At 49.4% G+C, this 545-nt stretch carries 4 tRNA genes and 1 rRNA gene; all 5 read right to left on the reverse strand.

Annotated features, from left to right (window positions below):
* Positions 1 to 28: 28 nt before the first annotated feature.
* The 5 genes from KI369_RS22425 to rrf all read right to left on the reverse strand — a co-directional run bounded on the left by KI369_RS22425 (position 29) and on the right by rrf (position 492).
* A tRNA-Leu gene (locus KI369_RS22425) sits at positions 29 to 109 on the reverse strand.
* Between the two features lie 22 nt (positions 110 to 131).
* Positions 132 to 207 (reverse strand) — tRNA-His (locus tag KI369_RS22430).
* A 9-nt stretch (positions 208 to 216) separates the two neighbouring features.
* Positions 217 to 292 (reverse strand) — tRNA-Thr (locus KI369_RS22435).
* A gap of 4 nt (positions 293 to 296) precedes the next feature.
* A tRNA-Val gene (locus tag KI369_RS22440) sits at positions 297 to 372 on the reverse strand.
* Positions 373 to 376: 4 nt separating this feature from the next.
* Positions 377 to 492 (reverse strand): 5S ribosomal RNA (gene rrf, locus KI369_RS22445).
* Positions 493 to 545: the final 53 nt, after the last annotated feature.

A 545-nucleotide genomic window follows, 5' to 3' on the forward strand; every position in this document is an offset into this window, starting at 1 on the left:
AGACATGTATGAGTTATTTAATTAAAAGTGCGGGTGAAGGGAGTCGAACCCCCACGCCAAAGGCGCCAGATCCTAAGTCTGGTGCGTCTGCCAATTCCGCCACACCCGCATATTAATTTATTTAAGAAAAATGGGGCGACTGATGGGAATCGAACCCACGAATGCCGGAGCCACAATCCGGTGCGTTAACCACTTCGCCACAACCGCCATGATTTCTGGTGCCGACTAGAGGACTTGAACCCCCAACCTACTGATTACAAGTCAGTTGCTCTACCAATTGAGCTAAGTCGGCTAAATGGTGGAGGATGACGGGATCGAACCGCCGACCCCCTGCTTGTAAGGCAGGTGCTCTCCCAGCTGAGCTAATCCTCCATTTGCCTGGCAACGTCCTACTCTCACAGGGACAAGGTCCCAACTACCATCGGCGCTAGAGAGCTTAACTTCCGTGTTCGGTATGGGAACGGGTGTGACCTCTCTGCCATCATTACCAGACTGTATTCATTTAAGACAAGAATTATTGTAACTCATTTAACTTTTAAAGTCAA

It is taken from the genome of Bacillus sanguinis, from assembly GCF_018332475.1.
In the GTDB taxonomy this organism is placed as follows: domain Bacteria; phylum Bacillota; class Bacilli; order Bacillales; family Bacillaceae_G; genus Bacillus_A; species Bacillus_A sanguinis.